Genomic DNA, 24,462 nt, shown 5'->3' with positions numbered 1-24,462 from the left:
CGTGGCAACGGAAGCACACAGCGAAGGTGGATCGGGTCTGGTTTTTCACCCGATGGATCAGTTCATCGTCAAGCCCCTGTTTGGTGACGGGCCTGTGCAATGGTACACGCCCACCAACGTGACGCTGTGGATGGCGATCGCCATTCTGGCCATCGTGGCCCTGTTCGTTCTGGGCACCCGTGGCCGCGCCATCGTGCCAACCCGCATCCAGTCGGTTGCCGAAGTTCTGTATGGCTTTGTCTACAAGATGATCGAGGATGTCACGGGCCGTGACGGGATCAAGTATTTCCCCTGGATCATGACGCTGTTCCTATTCATCTTCTTTGCCAACATGCTGGCACTGATCCCCGGCTCGTTCTCGCCCACCTCGCACATCGCGGTGACTGCGGTTCTGGGCTTTGGCGTGTTCTTTGCGGTTACGCTGATCGGCTTTGCCAAGAACGGCGCGCATTTTCTGGGCCTGTTCTGGATGTCTGATGCGCCGCTGTTCCTGCGCCCCGTCATCGCGGTGATCGAAGTCATCTCATACTTCGTGCGCCCGGTCAGCCATTCCATCCGTCTTGCCGGCAACATCACGGCAGGCCACGCGGTGATCAAGGTGTTTGCAGCCTTTGCCGCTGTCGCCGCGATTGCCCCCGCCTCGATCCTTGCGATCACTGCGATCTACGCACTCGAAGTGCTGGTGGCCGTGATCCAGGCCTATGTCTTTACCATCCTGACCTGTGTCTACCTGAAAGATGCCTTGCATCCGTCGCACTGACACCCGGTCTTACTGAACAACCATTCCATCGTAAGGAGCATCACATGGAACTCGCAGCAGCAGCCGCACTCGGCAAATTCATCGGTGCGGGCATCGCCGCCCTCGGTTCGGGCCTCGCCGCTGTCGGCGTGGGCAACGTGGCCGCCAACTTCCTGGCCGGCGCCCTGCGCAACCCTTCGGCCGCTGGCAGCCAGACCGCTACCCTGTTCATCGGTCTCGCCTTCGCAGAAGCTCTGGGGATCTTCGCATTCCTCGTCGCTCTGCTGTTGATGTTCGCCGTCTGATCCGAATTCGAATCCTTACGTAAGGGGGGTGCGCCGGCTCTCGGCGCCCCTTCTACCTTCAAAGGGGTCCGTCGGAGGTCAAGATGGCAACTGAAACAACCGCAGCCGATGCGGCACATGGTGCAGCCCAGGCTGGCACTTGCGTCAATGATGTCGGCAGTGCCATCGGCATGCCGCAGCTTTGCGTTGACTGGATGCCGAACCAGGTCTTTTGGCTGGTCGTCTCTCTGGTCGTGATCTTCTTCGTGCTGTCGCGCATCGCGCTGCCGCGCATCGGGGGCGTTCTGGCCGAACGTCTGGGCACGATTACCAATGATCTGGCCGCCGCAGAAGAACTTAAGCAAAAGGCCGTTGCCGCCGAGCAGGCCTATAACGACGCCTTGGCCGCCGCCAAGGTCGAGGCCAACAAGATTGTGGCTGATGCCAAGGCTGAAATCCAGAAACAACTGGACGCCGCCACGGCCAAAGCCGATGTCGAGATTGCCGCACGCACCGCAGAATCCGAGGCCCGTATTTCGGAAATCCGCGCGGGCGCACTTGAGGCCGTGACCGAAGTTGCCAAAGACACTGCGAAAGAAATCGTCGCGGCCTTTGGTGGCAAGGCAGATGCCCGTTCGGTGACATCGGCCGTGACGGCACGGCTGAAAGGGTAAGATGATGATCAGATACGCATCCGTTCTTCTGGCCCTGACGGCCACCCCGGCCTTGGCTGCTGGTGGTCCGTTCTTCAGCCTGCGCAACACCGACTTTGTGGTGCTGATCGCCTTCCTGCTGTTCCTTGGCATCCTTGTGTATTTCAAGGTGCCGGGCATGATCATCGGCTTGCTCGACAAGCGCGCCACCCAGATCAAGGCCGAACTGGAAGAAGCCCGCAGCCTGCGCGAAGAAGCCAAGGCCCTGCTTGCCTCGTTCGAGCGCAAGCAGAAAGAAGTCAAGGAACTGGCTGACCAGATCGTGACGTCGGCCAAAGCCGAGGCCGAGGCCGCTGGCGTTCAGGCCCAGGCTGATCTGAAAGTGTCGATTGCGCGCCGTCTGGCCGCAGCCGAAGAGCAGATCGCCGCCGCCGAAAACGGCGCTGTGCGCGAAGTGCGGGAAAAGGCAATTTCGATTGCCGTTGCCGCCGCTGGCGAAATCTTGGCCAAGCAGATGACGGCCGAAAATGCCGCTGCATCGATCGATGCCGCCATCACGCAGGTCGAAGCCAAACTGCACTGATCGTTTGCCGATCATCAGAGTTGAAAAACCGGCCCTTGGGCCGGTTTTTTCTTGCCTGCGCGGTCGTGTCAGCGGTTGATCTCATGCTCAAAGCGTTGGCGGGCGATGGCTTCGTGCTTTTCGGCCTTGACCTGCTCGGCCAGCGAATTCTCGACGTAATTCAGATGCGCTTCAACCGCGGCCCGTGCGGCCACCGCATCGCGCGCCTGCAATCCGTCATTGATCGCCCGGTGCTGATCCAGCAGCATATCGCGGGTGGTGCGGTTCTTGAACATCATCTGGCGGTTGTAGAACACGCCCTGGCGCAGCAGATCATACATCGACCGCATCATGTGCAGCATCACCACATTATGGCTGGCTTCGATGATGGCCAGATGAAACTCGGCATCCAGCGCCGCTTCATCCGTCGGATCGCGCTTCAGATGGGCGGCCTCCATCTTCTGAAAGATGGTGTTCACCACCTTCAGATCGGTGTCCGACCCCATCCGCGCCGCCCGCTCGGCGGCCAGCCCCTCCATATCGCGGCGAAAGGCGATATAGTCGAAGACGGCTTCTTCATGGCTGGCGAAAAGCTGCACCAAAGCATCGGAAAAGGCCGATCCCAACACCTCGGCCACATAGACGCCGGCGCCGGCGCGGGCGGTCAGCAGGCCCCGGTCCTGCAATTCAGAAATCGCATCGCGCAAAGATGGGCGCGACACGCCCAGCCGATCCGACAGTTCACGTTCCGAAGGCAGCCGTTCGCCCGGGCGCAGAATGCCGCGCAGGATCAACTGTTCGATCTGACGAACCACCGACTGCGACAGCTTTTCCGTCTGGATTTTCATAAATGGCATATGCGCGCACCTGGCTGTATTGGTCAAAATCTATGACCACTTGGTCAAGGTCTCAAGTCAAATATCTGGGTCGAACGCGAAAGGGCCGGCGCGAGGGCCGGCCCTTTGCAACTCTGGCTGGGGCGACTTACTGGGTCGGGCGGATGATGATTTCAACCCGGCGGTTCTGGGCACGGCCCTGCGGCGTGGCATTGCTGGCAATCGGCTGATCAAAGCCGCGACCGATGGTGGTGATCCGCCCGTAGGGCACACCGTTCTGCGTCAGCACGGCCGAAACCGCGCTGGCACGGCGCTGCGACAGATCATAGTTATAGGCCGCGCTGCCGGTGTTGTCGGTATGACCGATCACTTCGATCCGGCTGTTGGGATAGCGGATCAGGCTTTGCGCCACGCTGCCCAGATCCGACCGCAGGTCAGGGCGCAGGCTGGCACTGTCTACCGCGAACAGCAGGTCTTGTGGCATGTTCACCGTCAGATAGCTGCCGTTGTTTGTCACCGTCACATTCGGATTGTTGATCGAGCCGCGCAGTTCCGCCGCCTGCCGGTCAAGCGAGGCACCGATGGCGCCACCCACTGCGGCACCAAGGGCACCACCAACCACGGCTTTGGCCAGCCGGTCGTCGCCGCCCGCATTGGCACCTGCCAACGCGCCTGCCAGACCGCCGATTACGGCACCGGATTTCGTCCGGGCATTCGGGTCATCGGGATAGGCATTGGGGTCAACGCACGCCGTCAACGCCAGCAACGACGCCGACGCGATCAGAAGGGGGGTCTTGAACATCATAGCTGCCGCCTCTTGTCTTTCTGAAACCCGAACAGATCGGGACGATCCATTTATAGCAACGCCCTTGCGCCCCCAACAGTTCCCACCCGGTTTCAGCAGCTTTTCGCCGATCACGTTGCAGTGTCTTTCGCGTCGGCGCGCGCGGCCTCCCATGCCAGCAGGGCGCGCTTGATCGGCATTCCCCAGTGATAGCCGCCCCATCCGCCCCCCTTGCGCAGGGCGCGATGGCAGGGGATCAGCCAGCTGATCGGGTTGCGCCCCACCGCCGTTCCCACCGCACGCACGGCCTTGGGGTGGCCGATCACCTGTGCAATCTCGCCATAGGTCGTGACATGGCCCGAAGGAATGGCCAGCAGCGCCTCCCAGACCTTGATCTGGAACGGGGCACCGATCAGGTAAAGCGGCGCCTGCGCGCCATCGTTGCGCGCGCCAAAGGCCGCCTGCACCCAAGCGCGCAGGGCCACCGGATCTTCGACAAAGCGCGCCTGCGGCCAACGCCGCAGCAGATCGTCAAAGGCCTCCTGCTCTCCCATCTCGGCGGCAAAGCCCATGCCACAAATGCCCTTCTCGGTGCCCATCACGATGGCAGGGCCGAACGGGCTGTCAAACCAGCCCCACAGGATGGTCAATCCGCGTCCCGCGCGGGCATAGTCGCCCGGCGTCATTGCCTCCCATGTCAGAAACAGATCATGCAGCCGCCCGGCCCCGGACAGGCCCGCCCCTTCGGCAGCGGCCAGCATCGTGGCGCGGTTGGCCAGCATGTCCTTGGCATGGTCCAGCGCCAGATATTGCTGATAGCGCTTGGGGCTGACCCCGACCCACTGACTAAAGGTGCGCTGAAAATGCGCCGGGCTCATCCCCATCCGTGCGGCCAGTGCCTCTAGCGTCAGGCCCGGGCCAGCGGCATCAATCTCGCGCAGGGCGCGGGCGATCACCTTGTAATGATATTCGGGCGAAAGATCGGTCATGCGGCTCTCCTTGCGCTGACCATAGGCCCCGCCTGCGGCATCTGCGACCCGATTCCTGCGGCAAAACGCTTGTCGGGCTGGCGGCTTTGTGGTCCATAACCGCTATGGCAAAGCAACTTGACTATCACGCGATGAAAGCGATCTTCACCCGGTTCCAGCAGGCGGAACCGGAACCGAAGGGCGAGTTGGAACATACCAACGCCTATACCCTGCTGGTGGCTGTCGCCCTGTCGGCACAGGCCACCGATGTCGGGGTGAACAAGGCCACCCGGGCGCTGTGGCCGGTGGCCGATACGCCTGCCAAGATGCTGGCCCTGGGCGAAGAGGGGCTGATCCAGCATATCAAGACCATCGGCCTGTATCGCAACAAGGCCAGGAACGTCATCAAACTCAGCCAGATCTTGCACGACCAGTATGGCGGCGAGGTGCCCTCCAGCCGGGCGGCGCTGCAATCTTTGCCCGGTGTGGGGCGCAAGACGGCGAATGTGGTGCTGAACATGTGGTTCCATCAGCCCGCGCAGGCGGTGGATACCCATATCTTCCGCGTCGGCAACCGCAGCGGCATCGCCCCCGGCAAGGATGTCGATCAGGTCGAGCGCGCCATCGAAGATCATGTGCCCGCCGAATTCCAATTGCACGCGCATCACTGGCTTATCCTGCACGGCCGGTATATCTGCGTCGCGCGCAAACCCAAATGCGGCGCCTGCCCGATCGCGGAATGGTGCCAGTTCGAGGACAAGACCGAATGAAACAGTTTCACGTCGTCGGCATCGGCAATGCCATGGTCGATATTCTGGCCCGCGCCGAAGACGCCTTTCTTGATCAGGCTGGCATCGGCAAGGGCATCATGCAGCTGATCGACATGGATCGCGCCGTTGATCTTTATTCCCGCATTGGCCCGGCCAAGGAAATCTCGGGCGGTTCGGCGGCCAATACGATTGCGGGCGTGGCCCGTCTGGGCGGGCGCACGGCCTATGTCGGCAAGGTCAAGGATGACCAGCTTGGCGCGATCTTTGCCCATGACTTGCGCGCCCAAGGGGCGGTCTATCAAACCTCCCTTGCCCCCAAGACCGCCACGCATGAAACCGGGCGCTGCATCGTGGTGGTCACGCCTGATGGCGAACGCTCGATGAACACCTATCTGGGCGTGACCGAGTTTCTGGAGCCGTCAGACATCGACCCCGAGATGATGGCGCAGGCGGAATGGATCTATCTGGAAGGCTATCGCTTTGACGGCCCCGACAGCCACGCCGCCTTTGCCAAGGCCATTGCCGCCTGCAAGGGGGCAGGGGGGCGCGTGTCGATCACCCTGTCTGACCCGTTCTGTGTCGAACGCCACCGCGACGCCTTTCGCCGCATGATCCGCGACGATGTCGATCTGCTGTTCTGCAACCGCGCCGAAATGCTGTCGATGTATCAGACCGATGATTTTGAATCCGCCCTGGCGCAGGCCGCGGCCGAGGTCAAGATCGTGGCCTGCACCCACAGCGAACATGGGGCGCATATCCTGTCTGATGGTCAGCGGTGGGATGTGCCCGCCGTGCCCACCCAGATCGTCGATGCCACCGGGGCGGGCGATCTGTTTGCCGGGGCGTTTCTGTGGGGGCTGACCCACGGCCATGATCTGGAAACCTGCGCCCGGATGGGCAATGTGGCGGCATCGGAAATCATCAGCCATATCGGCGCTCGCCCCGAGGCCGATCTGATGGCCCTGTTCCGCCAGCACGGGTTGGTCTAGGCCGAATCGACCGAACCGAAACCGAGGTGATTCGCGCAAGACTGCGCGAATTCCACTCTGTTCTTGCGCATTTTCAAGGTGTTGTCCCAACAGGATTGGCTGAAAAACAATCATTGATCGGCGCCGAGCAAAGGTTCACCCTTGAGAGATACCGTCTCAAGGGGGTTTCCATGTCGAAAACCACTGTTTTCCGCGGTTTTGTCCTGACAGCCGCATTGGCACTGACTGTGTTGGCTGCGCCATTGGCTGCCCAGATTTCAGCAGGAATAGGTGATGGTGTGGCACCCGGCATCGCAGGCGGGCCCGCTCCGACGCCCGGTGGTGGGATAGCCCCGGCACCAGCCCCCGAACCGACCCCCGAACCGACCCCCGCCCCAAACCCCGCACCGGCACCAGCCCCGGGTCCTGTGATTGGGGGCGGCACGCCGCCGCCTTTGCCTGCGCCCCCGCCACTGGTTCCGACGCCCCCCGCACAAGGGGGGATTGCGCCGCATTTCGTGGCGGTCAACGGCCAGCCTACGGGCCCCTTTGCCGAGGCTGATCTGCGCGCCATGGTGGCACGGGGCGAGTTGAAGCGCGATACGCTGGTCTGGGCCGAAGGAATGGCCGACTGGGTCGCTGCCGAAAAGGTTGTGGCCCTGCAACCTCTATTTGCGTCCCTTCCGCCCGAGGTGAAGTTCGACCCGAACCGCTATCTGACCGGCACCTGGCGCAGCGACCCGATCAACACCCAACTGGAGGGTTTTTCCAGCGCCACGATTCAGGCCACCGCCACTTACGCATCCGGCGGCGCTCTGCGGATTTATGGCACGATCAACGGCATGTCGGTTTACGGCCAGCAGATGACCTTCACCCTGTCCGGAGAGGGCAGCTTTACGGCAGCCATGCAGGGGGCCGATACCATTGTGGTCACGCCACTGGTGATGATCAGCTATTCCTCGCAAATGGGGCCAGCAGGGGGTGAAACGATGTCAACGCCGTTCCTCGTCAAGATCATCGACTCCAATACGGTCGCCGATGACCAGGGCAACCGGTCTTACAGACTGCCCTGACCCTGCGCCCAGCGTCCGGCATTGGCCGGGGTTTGCGCGGCCTGCAGCCACAAGGCATCAATGCGGTCGATCACAGTGGGATCGAAACGCTCCGCCTCTGTCCAGTAGCGCCCCGAGGGGACAGAGTAGGCCGCCTCTGTTTCTGCAAGACGCGCGGCTGCAATGCACACTGGATCAAATTGCCAGGCGCGAAAGGCCGCCAGCCCTTCGCGCGTGGCGCGCGGATAGACCAGCCGGCTGTCCCGCGCCTCTGACAGGTTCACCACGGCACATCCCAGTTCGGCAGCCTGCACCATCAGACGGGCCGACTTTGCCTCCAGCGACCGCAGGGTCACATCGTCGCGCAGGGGATCAGCCTCACCTGTGCCGTAAAAATGGGTGCGCCCGGTGGCGGGATAGACCATGTCACAGCCGATCATCGCGATCACATCGGGCCGCAAGGCCCCAAGCGCCCAATACGCCGCCGTAAAGGCCATGGTCCCGCCTGCATAGACGAACCCGCCAAAGTCGTTCTGCACCGGCACATAATCTGCCGCCGTTACCACCGCCTGACCGGGCATCAGCGCGCTGGGCCAGCGGTCGGCGGGGAAGTCTTCGGGATGGATCAGCCAATCCCAATCGGGCCGCACCTGCCAGGCGTTGTTGATCGCCACCAGCACCTGACCGGCCCGCTTGTCCCAGCCTTGTGCCCGCAAAACGCCGGGGCCGGACCCCATGATGATCACCTGTTTCATAGCTGTCCGCCCGTTCCCAATCACTTGCGGATCAAGTTAGCGCGATCAGACGGGCAGGCGAGGTGCCGCGGTGCGGAAAATCACTCGCCCAGTTTGGCGTGGATCTCGGCCAGATCAATCTCGCCCTTGGGCAGCTTGTTGCCCGGGTTCTCGAAATCATATTTGAACAGCTGGAAATCGCGCTTGTAGATTTCCCACACCAGATGCATCGACAGATCGTCGAAATAGTCCTCAACCGGGTGCAGCCGCTTGGGCCCGTGACCTTCGCTTTCGTTAAAGCGGGGGATTTTTTTCAGATCAACCTTATGTTTTTGCTTGGTATTATCCAGAACCGTCTGCATCCCGTCATCGAAATGCTCGGTGAAAAAGATGTGGTCATAGCGGCCACCATTGCAGATATAGGTCGAGATATGCCCCGACATGGCCGACCAATGGATGTCCGGCTCCATCGGTTTTTTCCAGCGAATGGTGTCGCGGGCAAACAGCAAAAAGCGGCGAAAGCTTTTGACCTGATCAAAGGCAAAATCATCCTCGGGGCTGCCCACCTCAACCCCGTATTTCTGCGCCAACTGCGGCACCAGATTGCCGCGATAGCGTTTGCCGTTGCGCTGAATGCCCGCGATCTTGTCGAAAAAGCTGGACAGAATGCGGGTGTAGGGGTTGCGCACACAGGTAAAGGCATAGCTTTTATGCGCCTTCACATTGGCTTCGATCCGCGGCTGGCTGTCTTCCAGCGCCCATTTGTGCAGGCCCTCTTTCGCGTCATGAATATCGCCGTCGAAAAACGTGCCATGGTCGGAATAGAACATGATCTGCCCGATCGACGAGCAGGCGCATTTGGGCACCACCCGATAGACCATGCTTTCGCTTTCCGTCATCCAAGTGCCGGGAAACCCCATTCAACTGCTCTCCGTTTCGCCGGGCTTATTGTGCCCGCTCGTTCATCTTGTCCGCAAATTCGCAAATAAACGCTGTCGTTTCAACGTGTGATAAAGCTATTTAGGGAAACAGTGACTCGTCTGCCGCGGAAATCGTCGCCCATATGGCAAAAATCGCCTATATCCTGCTGACCCACAAAGACCCGGAGGGCGTGATTGCCCAATCCGAACGGCTGACCGCGGCCGGTGACTATGTCGCCATCCATTATGACGCGCGCTCGGCGCAAAAGGATTACGACCAGATCAAGGCGGCGCTTGCCGACAATCCGGGCGTTGTCTTTACCAAAACCCGTGTCAAATGCGGCTGGGGCGAGTGGAGCCTTGTCGGCGCGTCTCTGATGGCGGTCGAAGCGGCGGTCGAGGCATTTCCGCGCGCCACACATTTCTACATGCTGTCGGGCGATTGCATGCCGATCAAATCGGCCGAATATGCCCATAGTTTTCTGGATCGCGACGATGTCGATTACATCGAAAGCGTCGATTTCTTCAACTCTGACTGGATCAAGACGGGGATCAAGGAAGAACGGCTGGTCTATCGCCACCTGTTCAACGAACGCACGCAGAAAGAATGGTTCTACCGGTCCATGCGGTTGCAGGAAAAACTTGGCCTGCGCCGCAAGGTGCCGGCGGACCTGCAAATGCAGATCGGCTCGCAATGGTGGTGCCTGCGCCGGCGCACCATTGAATTCATTCTGGAATTTCTGGCCCGCCGCAAGGATGTGCTGCGGTTCTTCCGCACCACATGGATTCCGGACGAAACCTTTTTCCAGACGTTGGTGCGCCATCTGGTGCCCGAACATGAAATCCGCTCGCGCACGCTGACCTTCCTGATGTTCACCGATTACGGCATGCCGGTGACGTTTTACAACGATCACTATGACCTGCTGGTCAGCCAGGATTATCTGTTCGCACGCAAGATCAGCCAGGATGCCAAGGCGCTGAAAGACCGTCTGGGCAAACTCTACACTTCGCAGAACGTGCGCTTTCAGATCTCGAACGAAGGCCGCAGCCTGTTTCAGTTTCTGACAGGCCGGGGCCGCATCGGGCGCCGCTTTGCCCCAAGGTTCTGGGAGCGTGAAAGTTCGATCGGGCGCGAACGGCAGCTGATGATGGTGACCTGCAAGAAATGGCATGTGGCCAAACGTCTGGTCGATCGCGTGCGGCAGGTGACCAACATGCCCGCCATCGACTATCTGTTCAACGAAGAGGCGACGCATCTGCCCGATCTGGGGGGGATCCAGTCCACCTTGGAAAAACGCACCCGCCATCGCCGCGCGCTGGTGCGGATGCTGTTCGACTATTGGGAAACCGACAAGCTGATCTTGTGCATCGACCCGGCGAATGTCGATCTGATGCAGGATTTCTACAACGACAAGGCGGCCGTCCGGCTGCTGGAGGTGGAATGCGATTTCACCGATGACTATCTGATCGGCCATGCCCGCCGCGTTGGCCTTGCGGGCGACCGCACCCCGCAAGAAACCATCGACCGCCTGCTGCCGACCATCCGCTATGACGTGCGCTTTGAATCCGACCGCATCCGCGATGCCGGCTTTTCGGGCTTTCACCGCATCCGGCAATCGGCCAGCGTGGATGAAAACACCGTGCCGCTGGCCGAATTCCTTGATATCCCCGTGGATAAGGCGCGCGAGATCGCGGCGACCGAATATCTTTTCGTTGACTAAAGGACAGACCCTTGGCTTACGATCCGAACAATATCTTTGCCCGCATCCTGCGCGGCGAAATTCCCAACAAGACCGTGCTGGACAGTGCCCATACGCTGGCCTTTCACGACATCAACCCCGCAGCCCCCGTGCATGTGCTGGTGATCCCCAAGGGGCCTTACGTTGATTTCGCCGATTTCGCGGCCCATGCCAGTGCCGAAGAGATCACCGATTTCCATCGCACCGCCGCCAAGGTCTGCGAGATGACGGGCGTCAAGCCGGGTGAGGGGTTTCGCGCCATCACCAATTCCGGCGCACATGGCGTGCAGGAAGTGCCGCATTACCACCTGCACATCCTGGGCGGTCGGGTGATGGGCCGCATGGTGGCCCGGGCCGACTGATCGCCGCACCGCCTGCAACGGTTTTCAAATAGCGCCCTTCCCTTGCGGGAAGGGCCTTTCTTTTTGCCTCGCCTCTGGCCTGCGGCCAACCGGCGAGGGGCCGCCTCTGGCGGGAGTATTTGGGCCAAGATGAAGCGGAAGGGTCAATGCGCCTCGGCCCAGTTGGCACCCCTTCCTGCATCGACGACCAGCGGCACTTTCAGATGCACGGCCGGGGCGGCGGCCCCTTCCATCACGCGGCGCGCTGTGGTGATCAGGTCATCGGCCTGATCGCTGGCCACTTCGAACAAGAGTTCGTCATGCACCTGCAGCAGCATCTTTGCATCCATCCCCGCAATGGCGGCGGGCATGCGGATCATGGCGCGGCGGATCACATCGGCAGCGGTGCCCTGGATCGGGGCGTTGATGGCGGCGCGTTTGGCAAAGCCCGCGCCGGGGCCTTTGGCATTGATGTCGGGTGTGTGGATCTTGCGCCCGAACAGGGTTTTCACAAAGCCGGCCCCTTGGGCGAATTTGATCGTTTCGGCCATATATTCCTTGATGCCGGGGAAGCGGTCGAAATAGCGGTCGATAAAGCCCTGAGCCTCGGCCCGCGGGATGCGCAGGTTGCGGGCAAGGCCAAAGCCGGAAATGCCGTAGATCACGCCGAAGTTGATCGCCTTGGCCTGGCGGCGGATCTCGGGTGTCATCTGGTCAAGCGGCACGTTGAACATTTCCGAGGCGGTCATCGCATGGATGTCGATGCCATCCTTGAAGGCCTGCACCAGCGCCGGAATCTCGGCGATATGGGCCAGAATGCGCAATTCGATCTGGCTGTAGTCAAGGCTGACGATGACCCGGCCCCTGGGGGCGACAAAGGCCTCGCGGATGCGGCGGCCCTCTTCTGACCGGACGGGGATGTTTTGCAGATTGGGATCGGTCGAGGCCAGACGCCCGGTATTGGCACCGGCGATGGAGTAAGACGTATGCACCCGCCCGGTTTCGGCATTGATATGGGTTTGCAGCGCATCCGTATAGGTGGATTTCAGCTTGGACAATTGCCGCCAGTCCAGCACCAATGCGGCCAGTTTGGCTGCCTGTGGCTGGCTGTCTTCCAGCGTGGTGATATCTTCCAGCACGTCGGCGCCGGTGGAATAGGCCCCGGCCTTGCCTTTTTCGCCGCCCGGAACGCCCATGCGGTCAAACAGGATCTCGCCCAACTGCTTGGGGCTGCCCACATTGAACGGCTCTCCGGCGATTGTGGCGATCTCGTCCTCAAGCCCTGCCATCTTTTGGGCAAAGGCGTTGGACATGCGCGACAGCGTATCGCGGTCCACCTGCACGCCGGCCATTTCCATCTCGGCCAGCACGGTGACCAGCGGGCGTTCCAGCGTTTCATAAACGGTAGTGACCTGCGCACGGTGCAGGCGCGGCTTGAACACCTGCCACAGGCGCAGGGTGATGTCGGCATCTTCGGCGGCGTATTTCACCGCATCATCGATGGCCACCCGGTCAAAGGTGATCTGGCTTTTGCCCGACCCCAGCAGCGATTTGATCGGGATCGGCACATGGCCCAGATAGGTTTCGCTCAGCCCGTCCATGCCATGATTGTGCAGGCCCGCATGCATGGCGTAAGACAACAGCATCGTGTCATCAAAGGGCGTGATCCGCACACCGTGGCGGGCAAAGATCTTCCAGTCATATTTGATGTTCTGGCCGATCTTCAGAATGGCCGGATCTTCCAGCACCGGTTTCAGCGCAGCCAGCACCTGATCCAGCGGCATCTGCCCCGGGGCCAGATCGTTCGAGCCGAACAGATCGCCGCCACCCTGACGATGGCCCAAGGGGATATAGCAGGCCCGCCCGGCCTGAACGCACAGCGAGATGCCCACCAGTTCGGCCTTCATCTCATCCAGACTGGTGGTTTCGGTATCCACCGCCACATGGCCAATGTCGCGGATCTGGTCGATCCAGGCTTGCAGCGTGGCCATGTCGCGGATGCAGTCATAGCCGGCATGGTCAAAGGGCAGCCGTTCGGGGGCTGCACCAGTGGCGTCCCCAGTGGCGTCATGGGCCGCGTCGCCACCGCCAAAGCCTGCGCCTTCGGGCACGGCGGGCGGGTCGATCTTCAGCCGCTCGGCCACCCGGCGGGTCAGGGTGCGGAACTCCATATCCTGCAAAAAGGCCATCAGCTTTTCCGGCTCGGGCTCTTGCACCTCCAGGCTGTCCAGCCCGAACTCCAGCGGCACCTGGCCGTCCAGGCTGACCAATTGCTTGGAAATGCGGATCAGGTCGGCATTTTCCAGCAGCGCCGCGCGCCGCTTGGGTTGCTTGATCTCGCCCGCCCTGTCCAGCAGGGTTTCGAGATCGCCATATTCGTTGATCAGCAGCGCCGCGGTCTTCAGCCCGATGCCCGGCGCGCCCGGCACGTTATCGACCGAATCGCCCGCCAGCGATTGCACATCCACCACCCGGTCCGGGCCGACCCCGAATTTCTCGAAAACCTCATCCACCCCGATCAGCTTGTCTTTCATCGGGTCGCGCATCCGCACGCCATTGCCAACCAGTTGCATCAGATCCTTGTCAGACGAAATGATCGTGCATTCGCCCCCGGCCTCTACCGCTTGCCGGGCCAATGTGGCGATGATGTCATCGGCCTCGAACCCCTCGATCTCCAGACAGGCCACGTTAAAGGCCCGCGTGGCATCGCGGGTCAGCGGAAATTGCGGGCGCAGGTCTTCGGGGGGCTCGGGGCGGTTGGCCTTGTATTTGTCGTAAATCTGGTTGCGAAAGGTTTTTGACGAATAATCGAACACCACCGCCAGATGGGTGGGGGACTCTTTGCCGCCGTTGCGCGTCAACTCGTTCCACAGGATGTTGCAAAAGCCGGCCACTGCGCCCACGGGCAAGCCATCGGATTTCCGCGTCAGCGGGGGCAGGGCATGGTAGGCCCGAAAAATATAGGCCGAGCCATCAATCAGATTCAGATGGCAGCCCTTGCCAAAGCCGTTGCCCATGACGCGCGTCTCCCTCTGTCGCTTTGGCCTCTGTCTTGCCACGTTCTGCGCCCTGCTTCCACCCTTGGCATCACCCTGCGCGCCAAGGCCGCCCCTTGACCAATCACCGCGCATGGCGTTAGGTGCGCCCATGCTGCACCTGATCCGCCCCGCTTCGTTTTATTGGACCGACGCCACATAGGCGGCCGGGCAGCGTTTCATCCTTCGGAAACCACCCCATCAGCCGCCCGCGACGGGCAGGCCAAGGCATAGGGTTCCCCGCGCGGGCCGCGCAAAGGAACCAGATCATGACCCGAAAACCCGTCACCATCCACCGTGCAACGCCCCCGCATCTGCCCGAGGTGCACCGCATGCTGATCGCCCTTGCCGCCCATCATGGCGATCAGGCGACGATCACCCCCGATGCCTTGCGGCGCATCGCCCTGCAGGGGCCTGCGGCGCGCTTGCTTGTGGCCATGCTGGATGACAGCCCGCAGCGCCATCCGGTGGGCTATGCCTTGCTGGTGCTGCGGCCTGACCTGATTACGGGCGGGCAGGGCTGTGCCATCGAGCACCTCTTTGTGCAGGCACCGCTGCGGCATCAGGGCATTGGCCGGGCGCTGATCGATGGCGCGCGCGCCTTGGCCCGCGACGAAGGCTGCACCGGCCTGACCATCGGCACCCATCCTGAAAACGATGCCGCCATCCTTGGCTATCGCGCCATGGGTCTGGCGGAACTGCCGCTTCCCGGCCCCCGCTTTTCGGTGGAACTGGCCTAAGGCCCACAGGATCGCGCGCCCCTGTGGTCTGGGCCTTTGTGGTCTGTGGCCCTAGTGGTCGTCGTGGGCGTGCTCGCGGTCGATCACATAGCGTTTGTCGCAATAGCCGCATTCCACCCAGCCGGTTTCTTGCGGAATGGTCAGCCAGACGCGGGGGTGGCCCAAAGCGCCCTCGCCGCCGTCACAGGCCACCTTCCATTTGGTTACAACCTGGGTTTCGGGGGCGTCGATCGGCATGGCAGATTCCTTTGCTGGGCTGGCCTGACATATTACGGAAAACGGCTGTCAGGGCAAGGCACCGGGCCGCGCAAAAAACCACAGCTGTGACCACAGGAAAACCACAGAAAAACCACGCGGTTCCCACGCTTTGACCACGCTAAAATCACCGCCAGATCAGCGGCTTATGGCGCTGGGTGGGCCGTCAGGCCCCGATCATCCGGGCGCGGCCCTTCAGCGCCGCAAGCCACATCAGCCCATGCACGGTCGCCCGCAAGGGCCGGTATTCGGCGGCCACCCAGATGTCACGGTCAAGGCTGTCGATCTCGCGGCACAGGGCGGTCAGATCAAACCCGCCGCCACCCGGTTCATGGCGCTGCGGAAAGCCGGCAATCTGCACATGCGAAACCCGGTCGCGATGCGTGGCCCAGACCGTGGCCGCGTTGCCGTGAATGCGCGCGGCATGCCACAGGTCGAATTGCAGACCGATCTGTGGCAGACCCACATCCTGCAAGATCCGCGCGGCCTGATCGAAATCGTTCAGAAAATAGCCCGGCATGTCATCCGGGTTGATCGGCTCGACCGTTAGCTTTTGCCCCGGCGCACGGGCACAGGCCCAGGTCAAATTTTCACGAAAACACTGCTCGGCCTCGGGGCCTTTGGCGACCCCGGCCATGATGTGAATATGCTGTGCCTTCAATCGGTTGGCCACCTCGGCCGCCCGCAGAAAGCCATCACGAAAGCGGTCTTCCTGCCCCGGCACAGCGGCAAAGCCCCGCTCGCCCGCCCCCCAGTTTCCGGGCGGCGTGTTGATCAGCGCCACCGGCATGCTGCCAAGCGCCTTTTCCCATTCGGCAGCCGGGTGGTCATAGGGGAACAGGACTTCCACCCCGTCAAACCCCGCCTGCGCAGCCAGATCGGCCCGCTGCAAGACGGGCACTTCGGTGAACAGCAGCGTCAGATTGGCGGCAAACCGGGGCATCAGGTCAGGTCAGCCGAAGGGATGATGGGAAAGAACTGCCCCGAAGACCGCAGGCCAAACCACCGCCCCTCGGCCGTTTCTTCATGCGTGCCAAGGTCGATCAGGCGGTAAAACGACTTGCGGTCAATCAGCGCCTCAAGGTTGCGGCGCACCAGAACATAGGGCGACGGCTCGCCCGTCTGGGCATCACGCACCACACGGATGGGGTTTTCCGGGCCCGCAACCACAATATCTTCGGTTTTGGTGTGAAAGGTCAGCACCTGATCGGGGCCCTTGTCTGCCACGTCGAAATCCACCGCCAGCATTGGCGCATCTTCCACCACGATGCCCACCTTTTCGACGGGCGTCACCAGAAAATACCGATCCCCCTCTTTTTTCAGGATCGACGAGAACAGCCTGACCAATCCGGGCCGCCCGATGGGGGTGCCTTCGTGAAACCATGTGCCATCCCGCGCGATCCGCATATCCATCTCGCCACAATAGGGCGGATTCCACAAATGCACCGGGGGGGGGCCTTTTTGCCGGGGCAGGGCCGAAAGCGACTGCGTCAGGGCATCTGCCGAAGGTTTCACAATCATTTGTCCGTGTTCTGGTTTTGCCATTTGTGCCGGGGGCAATAGTTTGGTTCTAATGTCACCATATACACCGGACAGGAGCATTGTCATGGCCATTGACCCCCAGACACACGACCTTGTGGCCGAAATTGAGCGGTTGGGGGGCAAGCTGAGTGAGGCGAAGGCCTCGATCAACCGCCGTTTTATCGGCCAGGAACAAGTGGTTGAGCTGGTCTTGTCGTCGATGCTGTGTGGCGGCCACGCGCTGCTTGTGGGCCTGCCCGGCCTTGGCAAAACCCGTCTGGTCGACACGTTGTCCACCGTCATGGGGCTGAAAGGCAACCGCATCCAGTTCACCCCCGATCTGATGCCTGCCGATATTCTGGGGTCTGAGGTGTTGGAAACCGCCAAGGATGGCAGCCGCGCCTTCCGCTTTCTGGAAGGCCCGATCTTTTGCCAGTTGCTGATGGCCGACGAAATCAACCGCGCCAGCCCCCGCACGCAGTCGGCGCTGTTGCAGGCCATGCAGGAAAAAGAGGTCACCATTGCCGGCAAGCACCGCCCCTTGGGCAAGCCCTTTCACGTTCTGGCCACGCAAAACCCGATCGAGCAAGAGGGCACCTATCCGCTGCCCGAGGCACAGCTTGACCGCTTTCTGGTGCAGGTGGATGTCGAATATCCCACCCGCGCAACCGAGCGTGACATCCTGATCGCCACCACCGGGGCCGAGGAAGCGCAATCTTCCCAAGTGTTTACCGCCGAAGAACTGCTGATGGCGCAATCGGTTCTGCGTCGCATGCCGGTGGGCGACACGGTGGTCGAGGCGATCCTTGATCTGGTTCGCGCCTGCCGCCCCGGAGAGGCCGAGGGCCGTGATCTGGAGGGCAGCCTGTCCTGGGGCCCCGGTCCCCGCGCGGCGCAGGCCCTGATGCTGACAGTGCGGGCGCGCGCCTTGCTGGATGGCCGTCTGGCGCCGTCGGTGGCCGATGTGGCGGCGCTGTCGCGGGCGGTTCTGACCCACCGCATGGCGCTGTCTTTCGCGGCCCGCGCGCGCGGCGAAACGCTGGCCGGCATCATCGACCGCGTCACCACCCGCACCCTGGGACTTGAGGCCGCCGCGTGAGCCTTGAGCTGCAATCCAAGGCCGAGGCGCTGGGCCAATCGCTGCCCGCGCTGTTGGCCGAGGCCGAGCTTTTGGCCGCCACTGTCATGCTGGGCGAACATGGCCGCAGGCGGGCAGGGCAGGGGGATGAATTCTGGCAATATCGCGCCGCGGCACCCGGCGACAACAGCCGCATGATCGACTGGCGGCGCTCGGCCCGCTCTGACCTGCCCTTTGTGCGCGAACGCGAATGGCAGGCGGCGCAATCGGTGTCGCTTTGGGTGGATCCGGCCCGATCCATGGCGTTTTCCGGTGATGGCGGGCGCGGCTCCAAATCTGATCGGGCGCGGCTTTTGGCCCTGGCGCTGGCCGTTCTGTTGCTGCGCGGGGGCGAACGTGTGGGGTTGGTGGGCACTGCCGCACCGCCGCGTCCGGGCCGGGCGCAGATCGTGAAACTGGCCGCACTCTTGGCCGCCGAAGATGATGCCGCCGAATACGGCACCCCCACGGCCACTGGCATGGTCAGCCACGGGCGGGCGGTCTTTATCTCTGATTTTCTGGGCGATCTGGCCCCGGTGCAGGCGGCACTGACCGCCGCTGCCGACCGCGGCGTGCGCGGTGCGATCTTGCAGGTGCTTGACCCGGCCGAGGAAGAATTCCCCTTTCATGGCCGCACGATCTTTGAATCAATGGGCGGCGGCATTCGGCACGAAACCCAACAGGCGGGCGATCTGCGCGACCGCTATCTGGCACGTTTGGCCGAACGCAAGGACAGGCTGGCCGAACTGGGCCGGGCCGTCGGCTGGCATGTCAGCACCCATCACACCGGGCAACCGGCGCAATCGGCGCTGCTGTGGGCCTTTCGCGCTTTGGAGGGCGGTCGCTGATGTTCATGCTGGGCCCCATCGGTTTTGCCACGCCCCTGCTGTTGCTGGGCCTGATCGCGCTGCCCATCCTGTGGCTGCTGTTGCGCGCGGTGCCGCCTGCGCCGATCCGTCGGCGCTTTCCGGGGGTGGCACTGCTGCTGGGGCTGCAAGATGATGATGCCGAAACCGACAAGACGCCGTGGTGGCTGCTGTTGCTGCGGATGGCGGCGATTGCGGCGGCAATCATTGCCTTTGCCGGCCCCGTTCTGAACCCGCGCGAAAGGGTGGCCGGCACCGGCCCCTTGCTGATTGCGATGGATGCCACATGGGCCGATGCCCGTGACTGGCCCCGCCGGATGGACCGCGTTCAGGCCTTGGCCGAAGAGGCCGGGCGCGATGGCCGCCCCGTGGCGCTGATCCGTTTGACCGATGCGCCGGGCCAGATCGCCTTTCAGGCTGCCGATGCGCTGCTGCCGCGTCTGGCCGGGATTGCGCCGCAGGCTTGGGCCCCACGCGATCTGGCGGCCTGGGCGACTGTGTTGCCCGAGGGTGGGTTTGACAGCTATTGGTTGTCGGATGGGCTGGATCATCCGGGCCGCGATGCCCTGATGTCGGCCCTGTCGGCCAAGGGGGCGGTCACGGTGTTTGAAAGCCCGCGCCCGGTGCTGGCCCTGCATCCGTCGGGCTTCGCCGATGGCGCGGTGCAGGTGGCGGCCAGCCGTTTGCCCGTGGGCGATGCATTGACGCTGGATGTGGTGGCCCGTGGCCCCGATCCTGCGGGGATCGAGCGTGAACTGGCCCGCCTGCCCCTGACGTTCGAGGCAGGCGCCGCCCGAGCCGAAAATGCGCTGTCCTTGCCGCCCGAATTGCGCAACCGCATCACCCGGTTTGAACTGGCGGGGCTGCGCTCGGCCGGGGCAGTCAGCCTGACCGATGACAGCCTCAAGCGCCGCAAGGTGGCGCTGATCGGAGGCCGCGACGACCGTGAGGGCCTGCAACTTCTGTCGCCCACCCATTATCTGCGCCAGGCTCTGGCCCCGGTGGCCGATCTGATGGAGGGCGGGCTGACCGACCTGCTGCTGGCCTCGCCCGATGTGGTGATCATGGCCGATGTCGCCAAACTGACCCAAGGCGAAACCGACGCGCTGCTGGATTGGCTGGATACGGGTGGCATGCTGCTGCGCTTTGCCGGGCCGCAACTGGCCGCCAGCGATGTCAGCCGGTTTGAGGAAGACCCGCTGATGCCGGTGCGCCTGCGCGAAGGCGGCCGCACCGTCGGCGGGGCCATGAGTTGGGGAGAGCCAAAGACGCTGGCCCCCTTTGCCGAGGGCAGCCCCTTTCACGGCCTGCCCGTGCCTGATGATGTGCAGGTTACAGCCCAGGTTCTGGCCCAGCCCGACCCCGATCTGGCCGAGCGCACGATCGCCGCACTGGCCGATGGCACGCCCTTGGTCACGCGCAAGACGGTGGGGCAGGGGCAGGTGGTTCTGGTCCATGTGACGGCCAATGCCGAATGGTCCACCCTGCCGCTGTCGGGCCTGTTCATGCAGATGCTCGAGCGTCTGGCCGTCTCGACCCGACCGGTGGCCCCCGATGCGGCGGATCTGGCGGGGCAAGTCTGGGTGGCGGAAACGCTGCTGGATGCCTATGGCCAGCCCCAGGATGCAGGCGAGATGCCCGGCGTTCAGGGGCAGGCTTTGGCCGGGGCGCTGACCACAGGGGCCGGGCCCGACCTGCCGCCGGGTCTTTATGCCGGGGCCGACCGCCGGGTGGCGCTGAATGTGATCGGGGCCGACACCACGCTTGTCGCCGCCGATTGGCCCACGGGCACCGTGATCGAAGGGTTGGAAACCGCGCCCGAGCAATCGTTGAAGGGTGGGTTCCTGTCGGCGGGTCTGGGGCTTTTGCTGCTGGATGTGCTGGCGGCGCTGTGGGTTTCGGGCCGATTGGCTGGCCTCGCACGCGGGGCAGCGGTTCTGGCCGCCCTGCTGTTGGTGACGCCTCAGGCGCAGGCGCAAACGCAGACCCCTGCGGCTGATACCCCCGATGATGCCTTTGCCTTGCAGGCCACCACCGGGCTGGTGCTGGCCCATATCGTCACCGGCGACACCCGCGTTGATGAGGTGGCGCGGCAGGGCCTGATCGGCCTTGGCGATGTCTTGTGGGCGCGCACCTCGATCGAGCCTGATCTGCCCGTCGCGGTGGATATCGAGCGCGACGAGTTGGCGTTTTTTCCCTTTCTCTACTGGCCGATTTCCACCGCGCAGCCCCTGCCCTCGGCTGCGGCCTATGCGCGGCTGAACGACTATCTGCGCACAGGTGGCATGATCTTGTTCGATACCCGCGATGGCGATCTGGTCGGCGGCGGCACCTCGCCCGAGGCGCAGCATTTGCAGCGTCTGGCGGCGGGGCTGGATATTCCGCCGCTGGAACAGGTGCCCGCCGATCATGTGCTGACGCGCACTTTCTATCTTTTGCAAACCTTTCCGGGCCGGTTTACCCGCAGCGCCATCTGGGTCGAAGCCGCGCCCCCTGATGCCGAACAGGTCGAAGGCATGCCCTTTCGCAATCTGAATGACGGGGTGACGCCGGTGGTGATCGGCGGCAACGACTGGGCCGCAGCCTGGGCCGTGACCGATGCCGGTGTGCCGCTGCTGCCCGTCGGGCGCGGCTTTGCGGGCGAACAGCAGCGCGAGATGGCCTATCGCTTTGGCGTCAATCTGGTCATGCATGTGCTGACCGGCAATTACAAATCCGATCAGGTCCATGTGCCTGCACTTCTTGACAGGTTGGGCCAATGACACAATCGCTGATCTTCGACCCGCTGATCCCCTGGCCCGTTCTGTGGGCGGCTTTGGCCGTGGCCGTTGGCCTGCTGTCGCTTGCGCTGTGGCGGGGGCTGACGGGATGGTGGCTGCGGGGGCTGGCGGTGGCGGTGGTGTTGCTGGCCCTGGCCAACCCCGCCCTGCAAGAGGAAGACCGCGCCGCGCAGACCGACATCGTGATTGCAGTCGTTGATGAAAGCGCCAGCCAGCAATTGTCAGACCGCCCCGATCAGGCGGCGCAGGCCTTGGCCGCGATCGAGGCTGAGGTGGCGGCGCTGGACAATACCGAATTGCGCGTGGTTCGCCTGGGCGATGGCCCCGAGGATGCGGGCACGCAGGCGATGACCGCCCTTGCCGAAGCCGTGGCCGAAGAACCGCGCGCGCGCATCGCCGGGGCGATCCTGATCACCGACGGGCAGGTGCATGATCTGGAAATCGCGCCGAACCTGCCGGCGCCGCTGCATGTGCTGCTGACAGGGCGCGAGTCTGACTGGGACCGCCGCCTGATCGTGCGCAACGCGCCGGCCTTTGCCATTCTGGGCGAAGAAATCACCCTGACCCTGCGGATCGAGGATGAGGGCCAAGTGCCCGCTGCCATGGCAGGCATGGCGGAACTGACCATTGCCGTCGATTCCGATGCCCCCCGCACCTTTACCGTGCCGGTGGGCGAAGATCTGGAACTGCCCGTCACGCTGCCCCATGGCGGGATGAACGTGCTGCAATTCAGCCTTGCCCCTGCGCCGGGCGAATTGACCGACCGCAACAATGCCGCCGTGGTCCAGATCAACGGCGTGCGCGATCGGCTGCGCGTGCTGCTGGTTTCGGGGGAACCCCATGCCGGCGAACGGGTCTGGCGCAACCTTTTGAAATCTGATGCCAGCGTCGATCTGGTGCATTTCACCATCCTGCGCCCACCCGAAAAGCAAGATGGCATCCCGGTCAGTGAATTGTCGCTGATCGCCTTTCCCACGCGCGAATTGTTCGTGGAAAAAATCGACGAATTCGACCTGATCGTGTTCGACCGCTATCGGATGCGGGGCATCCTGCCGATGTCCTATATGGAAAACATCGTCAATTATGTGCGGGGCGGGGGCACCGTTCTGGTGGCCGCTGGCCCGGAATATGGCGCCGTCGATTCCATCTGGCGCTCGCCCTTGGCCGAAATCCTGCCCGCCGATCCCACGGCGCGGGTGGTCGAGCAGGGCTTTTCCCCGCAACTGACCGATCTGGGCCGCCGCCATCCGGTGACCGAAGGGCTGGAGGCACTGGCCCCCGAAGGTGGCTGGGGCCGCTGGTTCCGCATGGTGGATGTGACCCCGCGCGCAGGCCAGATCGTGATGGAGGGGCCGGACAAACGCCCGCTGTTGATCCTGAACCGCGTTGATCAGGGCCGGGTTGCCATTCTGGCGTCTGATCATGCGTGGCTCTGGGGCCGTGGCTACGAAGGCGGCGGGCCGCAACTTGAACTGCTGCGCCGCCTTGCGCACTGGATGCTGAAAGAGCCAGAGCTGGAAGAAGAGACGCTGACCGCCAATGTCTCGGGCCAACAGATGACGATCATCCGCCGCAGCATTGCCGAAACCCCACCCGGAGAGGTGACGGTCACGGCCCCCGATGGCAGCCAGACCAGCCTTGCCATGACCGAGGTGTCGCCGGGCCGCCATGAGGTGGAATGGCCCGCGCCGATGATGGGGCTGTATCGACTGGAGCAGGGTGATCTGACGCGGGTGGTGGCCATTGGCCCGTCGGCCCCGCGTGAATTCGTGCAGACCATCGCCAGCGGCGATGTGCTTGCCCCGGTGGTCACCCCCACCAATGGCGGCATCTTGCGGTTGGAAGACGGCGCCCCCGATATCCGCAGCGTGCGAGAGGGCCGCCCCGCCTTTGGGCGCGGCTGGATCGGCGTGACGCCGCGCGGCGCTTATGTGACGCAGGATGTCAAAGTGGCGGCCTTGCTGCCCGGATGGGCCTGGCTGATTCTGGCGGCGGCCCTGTCGATTGCGGCCTGGCTGATCGAGGGGCGCAAGGGCACCCGCCGCGCCTGATCAGGGTTTGCGCTGCAACATCACCTCGCGCGACAGCGAGGCAAATTCGCGGCGCAACAGCACCACGGTGGCGGCAACGGCCGCCACGATCAGCGCGCCATTGCCCAACAGCCAGGCAAGCGCGGCAAGCGCGAAATAGATGGATCGCAGCCCACGGTTGAAGCTTTTGGCCGCTGTGATGTTGATCTCAGCCGCCTGACCTGCCCGGTGATAGGCCAGCGGGTCAGCCGGATCATTCGGCACCGCCGCCATCATGATCGAGCAATAGCCAAACAGGCGATGCGCCCAGACGAATTTCAGCAGCGCATTGGCCAGAAAGGCCAGCACGAAGATGATCTTCAACTCGATCACCAGATTGTCGGTTTCCAGCGTCAGATCCTGCGCCAGCCCCTGCAACTGCGCCGCATTGCCGATCAGCGCCACCCCGCCCCCGATCGCCAGCATGCAGGCCGACGCAAAGAACGCCGTGCCCTGCCGCAGCGAGTCGATGACATTGGCATCAAAAATCCGCGGGCTGCGGGTGACGAATTGCACCATCCAGTCCCGCCGATAATCGCCCATCAGCCGCGAAACCGAGATCCGCCGCGCGGGCGGATGTTCGACCAACAGGCCGGTGATCCACCAAAGCCCGACAGCCACAGCGCAGGCAATGGCATCGGGCAGCGACAGGCTTTGCAGGGGTAGCGGTATCATCATGGTGCGACAGTATCGCCAGCCGCCAGCCGCTGCTATGGATAAATTGGTTAT

24 protein-coding genes are annotated in these 24,462 nt (G+C 63.0%); 14 read left to right on the top strand and 10 right to left on the bottom strand.

The genetic code is table 11. The features are described 5' to 3' along the window. Positions 1–52 precede the first annotated feature (52 nt). From V3C85_RS15500 to V3C85_RS15485, 4 genes are all read left to right on the top strand, one after another. Positions 53–760 (top strand): F0F1 ATP synthase subunit A, encoded by a 708-nt coding sequence (locus tag V3C85_RS15500; RefSeq protein ID WP_445942038.1) that lies wholly within the window; start codon positions 53–55, stop codon positions 758–760. 44 nt (positions 761–804) lie between these two features. Beyond that, entirely contained in the window at positions 805–1,044 is a 240-nt protein-coding gene (locus V3C85_RS15495; RefSeq protein ID WP_331796205.1) for a F0F1 ATP synthase subunit C, read from the top strand. 83 nt (positions 1,045–1,127) lie between these two features. Next, on the top strand, positions 1,128–1,697 hold the full coding sequence (locus tag V3C85_RS15490; protein WP_331796204.1) for a F0F1 ATP synthase subunit B': 570 nt from the start codon (positions 1,128–1,130) through the stop codon (positions 1,695–1,697). A 4-nt stretch (positions 1,698–1,701) separates the two neighbouring features. Continuing rightward, positions 1,702–2,259, top strand: a complete 558-nt coding sequence (locus V3C85_RS15485) for a F0F1 ATP synthase subunit B (RefSeq protein ID WP_445942027.1) — start codon at positions 1,702–1,704, stop codon at positions 2,257–2,259. Positions 2,260–2,327: 68 nt separating this feature from the next. Here V3C85_RS15485 and V3C85_RS15480 read toward each other — a convergent pair whose 3' ends face one another. The 3 genes from V3C85_RS15480 to V3C85_RS15470 form a co-directional block, all read right to left on the bottom strand. Beyond that, positions 2,328–3,095, bottom strand: a complete 768-nt coding sequence (locus V3C85_RS15480) for an FCD domain-containing protein (protein ID WP_331796203.1) — start codon at positions 3,093–3,095, stop codon at positions 2,328–2,330. Positions 3,096–3,222: 127 nt separating this feature from the next. Then, entirely contained in the window at positions 3,223–3,879 is a 657-nt protein-coding gene (locus V3C85_RS15475; protein WP_331796202.1) for an OmpA family protein, read from the bottom strand. 110 nt (positions 3,880–3,989) lie between these two features. Next, positions 3,990–4,847 carry a bifunctional helix-turn-helix domain-containing protein/methylated-DNA--[protein]-cysteine S-methyltransferase gene (locus V3C85_RS15470; RefSeq protein WP_331796201.1) on the bottom strand — a complete coding sequence of 286 codons (858 nt, stop codon included), beginning with the start codon at positions 4,845–4,847 and terminating at the stop codon, positions 3,990–3,992. A gap of 104 nt (positions 4,848–4,951) precedes the next feature. On the opposite strand from V3C85_RS15470, the gene nth reads away from it, so the two are divergent. The 3 genes from nth to V3C85_RS15455 all read left to right on the top strand — a co-directional run bounded on the left by nth (position 4,952) and on the right by V3C85_RS15455 (position 7,637). Next, on the top strand, positions 4,952–5,596 hold the full coding sequence (nth, locus tag V3C85_RS15465; RefSeq protein ID WP_331796200.1) for an endonuclease III: 645 nt from the start codon (positions 4,952–4,954) through the stop codon (positions 5,594–5,596). After that, complete coding sequence (locus V3C85_RS15460; protein WP_331796199.1) at positions 5,593–6,585, top strand: adenosine kinase; 993 nt, start codon at positions 5,593–5,595, stop codon at positions 6,583–6,585. Before nth ends, V3C85_RS15460 begins: the two co-directional genes overlap by 4 nt. A gap of 170 nt (positions 6,586–6,755) precedes the next feature. Next, the gene (locus V3C85_RS15455) at positions 6,756–7,637 is read left to right on the top strand and encodes a DUF4339 domain-containing protein (RefSeq protein WP_331796198.1); all 882 of its coding nucleotides are present in this window, start codon (positions 6,756–6,758) and stop codon (positions 7,635–7,637) included. Here V3C85_RS15455 and V3C85_RS15450 read toward each other — a convergent pair. Both V3C85_RS15450 and V3C85_RS15445 read right to left on the bottom strand, forming a co-directional pair. Then, a complete protein-coding gene (locus V3C85_RS15450) occupies positions 7,622–8,371 on the bottom strand; it encodes a hypothetical protein (RefSeq protein ID WP_331796196.1) in 750 nt (249 codons plus the stop codon). The genes V3C85_RS15455 and V3C85_RS15450 overlap by 16 nt on opposite strands. Before the next feature lie 80 nt (positions 8,372–8,451). Then, complete coding sequence (locus V3C85_RS15445; RefSeq protein ID WP_331796194.1) at positions 8,452–9,270, bottom strand: sulfotransferase family protein; 819 nt, start codon at positions 9,268–9,270, stop codon at positions 8,452–8,454. Between the two features lie 143 nt (positions 9,271–9,413). Between V3C85_RS15445 and V3C85_RS15440 the strand changes: the two genes are divergently transcribed. Together V3C85_RS15440 and V3C85_RS15435 are read left to right on the top strand one after the other, a co-directional pair. Further along, the gene (locus tag V3C85_RS15440) at positions 9,414–10,991 is read left to right on the top strand and encodes a DUF5928 domain-containing protein (RefSeq protein ID WP_331796192.1); all 1,578 of its coding nucleotides are present in this window, start codon (positions 9,414–9,416) and stop codon (positions 10,989–10,991) included. An 11-nt stretch (positions 10,992–11,002) separates the two neighbouring features. Next, entirely contained in the window at positions 11,003–11,371 is a 369-nt protein-coding gene (locus V3C85_RS15435) for an HIT domain-containing protein (RefSeq protein WP_331796190.1), read from the top strand. Between the two features lie 143 nt (positions 11,372–11,514). Here V3C85_RS15435 and polA read toward each other — a convergent pair whose 3' ends face one another. Continuing rightward, a complete protein-coding gene (gene polA, locus V3C85_RS15430; protein WP_331796188.1) occupies positions 11,515–14,367 on the bottom strand; it encodes a DNA polymerase I in 2,853 nt (950 codons plus the stop codon). A gap of 287 nt (positions 14,368–14,654) precedes the next feature. Here polA and V3C85_RS15425 point away from each other — a divergent pair, with 287 nt between their 5' ends. After that, positions 14,655–15,125 carry a GNAT family N-acetyltransferase gene (locus V3C85_RS15425; protein WP_331796186.1) on the top strand — a complete coding sequence of 157 codons (471 nt, stop codon included), beginning with the start codon at positions 14,655–14,657 and terminating at the stop codon, positions 15,123–15,125. A 51-nt stretch (positions 15,126–15,176) separates the two neighbouring features. On the opposite strand, the gene V3C85_RS15420 is transcribed toward V3C85_RS15425, so the two are convergent. The 3 genes from V3C85_RS15420 to V3C85_RS15410 form a co-directional block, all read right to left on the bottom strand. Beyond that, positions 15,177–15,362 carry a zinc-finger domain-containing protein gene (locus V3C85_RS15420; RefSeq protein ID WP_331796184.1) on the bottom strand — a complete coding sequence of 62 codons (186 nt, stop codon included), beginning with the start codon at positions 15,360–15,362 and terminating at the stop codon, positions 15,177–15,179. A 184-nt stretch (positions 15,363–15,546) separates the two neighbouring features. Next, positions 15,547–16,323: a hydroxypyruvate isomerase family protein gene (locus V3C85_RS15415; RefSeq protein WP_331796182.1), complete on the bottom strand. Its 777-nt coding sequence runs from the start codon at positions 16,321–16,323 to the stop codon at positions 15,547–15,549. Next, complete coding sequence (locus tag V3C85_RS15410; protein WP_331796180.1) at positions 16,323–16,901, bottom strand: DUF1285 domain-containing protein; 579 nt, start codon at positions 16,899–16,901, stop codon at positions 16,323–16,325. The genes V3C85_RS15415 and V3C85_RS15410 overlap by 1 nt, the downstream gene beginning before the upstream one ends. Positions 16,902–16,986: 85 nt before the next feature. On the opposite strand from V3C85_RS15410, the gene V3C85_RS15405 reads away from it, so the two are divergent. From V3C85_RS15405 to V3C85_RS15390, 4 genes are read left to right on the top strand one after another with little or no spacing between them, the layout of a single operon-like run. After that, complete coding sequence (locus tag V3C85_RS15405) at positions 16,987–18,000, top strand: AAA family ATPase (RefSeq protein ID WP_331796179.1); 1,014 nt, start codon at positions 16,987–16,989, stop codon at positions 17,998–18,000. Then, complete coding sequence (locus tag V3C85_RS15400; RefSeq protein WP_331796178.1) at positions 17,997–18,866, top strand: DUF58 domain-containing protein; 870 nt, start codon at positions 17,997–17,999, stop codon at positions 18,864–18,866. The genes V3C85_RS15405 and V3C85_RS15400 overlap by 4 nt, the downstream gene beginning before the upstream one ends. Further along, entirely contained in the window at positions 18,866–21,646 is a 2,781-nt protein-coding gene (locus V3C85_RS15395) for a DUF4159 domain-containing protein (protein WP_331796177.1), read from the top strand. Before V3C85_RS15400 ends, V3C85_RS15395 begins: the two co-directional genes overlap by 1 nt. Then, complete coding sequence (locus tag V3C85_RS15390; protein WP_331796176.1) at positions 21,643–23,715, top strand: hypothetical protein; 2,073 nt, start codon at positions 21,643–21,645, stop codon at positions 23,713–23,715. The genes V3C85_RS15395 and V3C85_RS15390 overlap by 4 nt, the downstream gene beginning before the upstream one ends. Here V3C85_RS15390 and V3C85_RS15385 read toward each other — a convergent pair whose 3' ends face one another. Next, positions 23,716–24,411 carry a DUF599 domain-containing protein gene (locus V3C85_RS15385; protein WP_331796175.1) on the bottom strand — a complete coding sequence of 232 codons (696 nt, stop codon included), beginning with the start codon at positions 24,409–24,411 and terminating at the stop codon, positions 23,716–23,718. It lies immediately after the preceding gene. Between the last annotated feature and the right edge of the window lie 51 nt (positions 24,412–24,462).

Origin of the sequence: Pseudotabrizicola sp. L79, from assembly GCF_036553525.1 — a bacterium.
In the GTDB taxonomy this organism is placed as follows: Bacteria; Pseudomonadota; Alphaproteobacteria; order Rhodobacterales; family Rhodobacteraceae; genus Pseudotabrizicola.
Note: the sequence above shows the minus strand (reverse complement) of the source record. Positions and strands in the feature narration are given on the sequence as shown.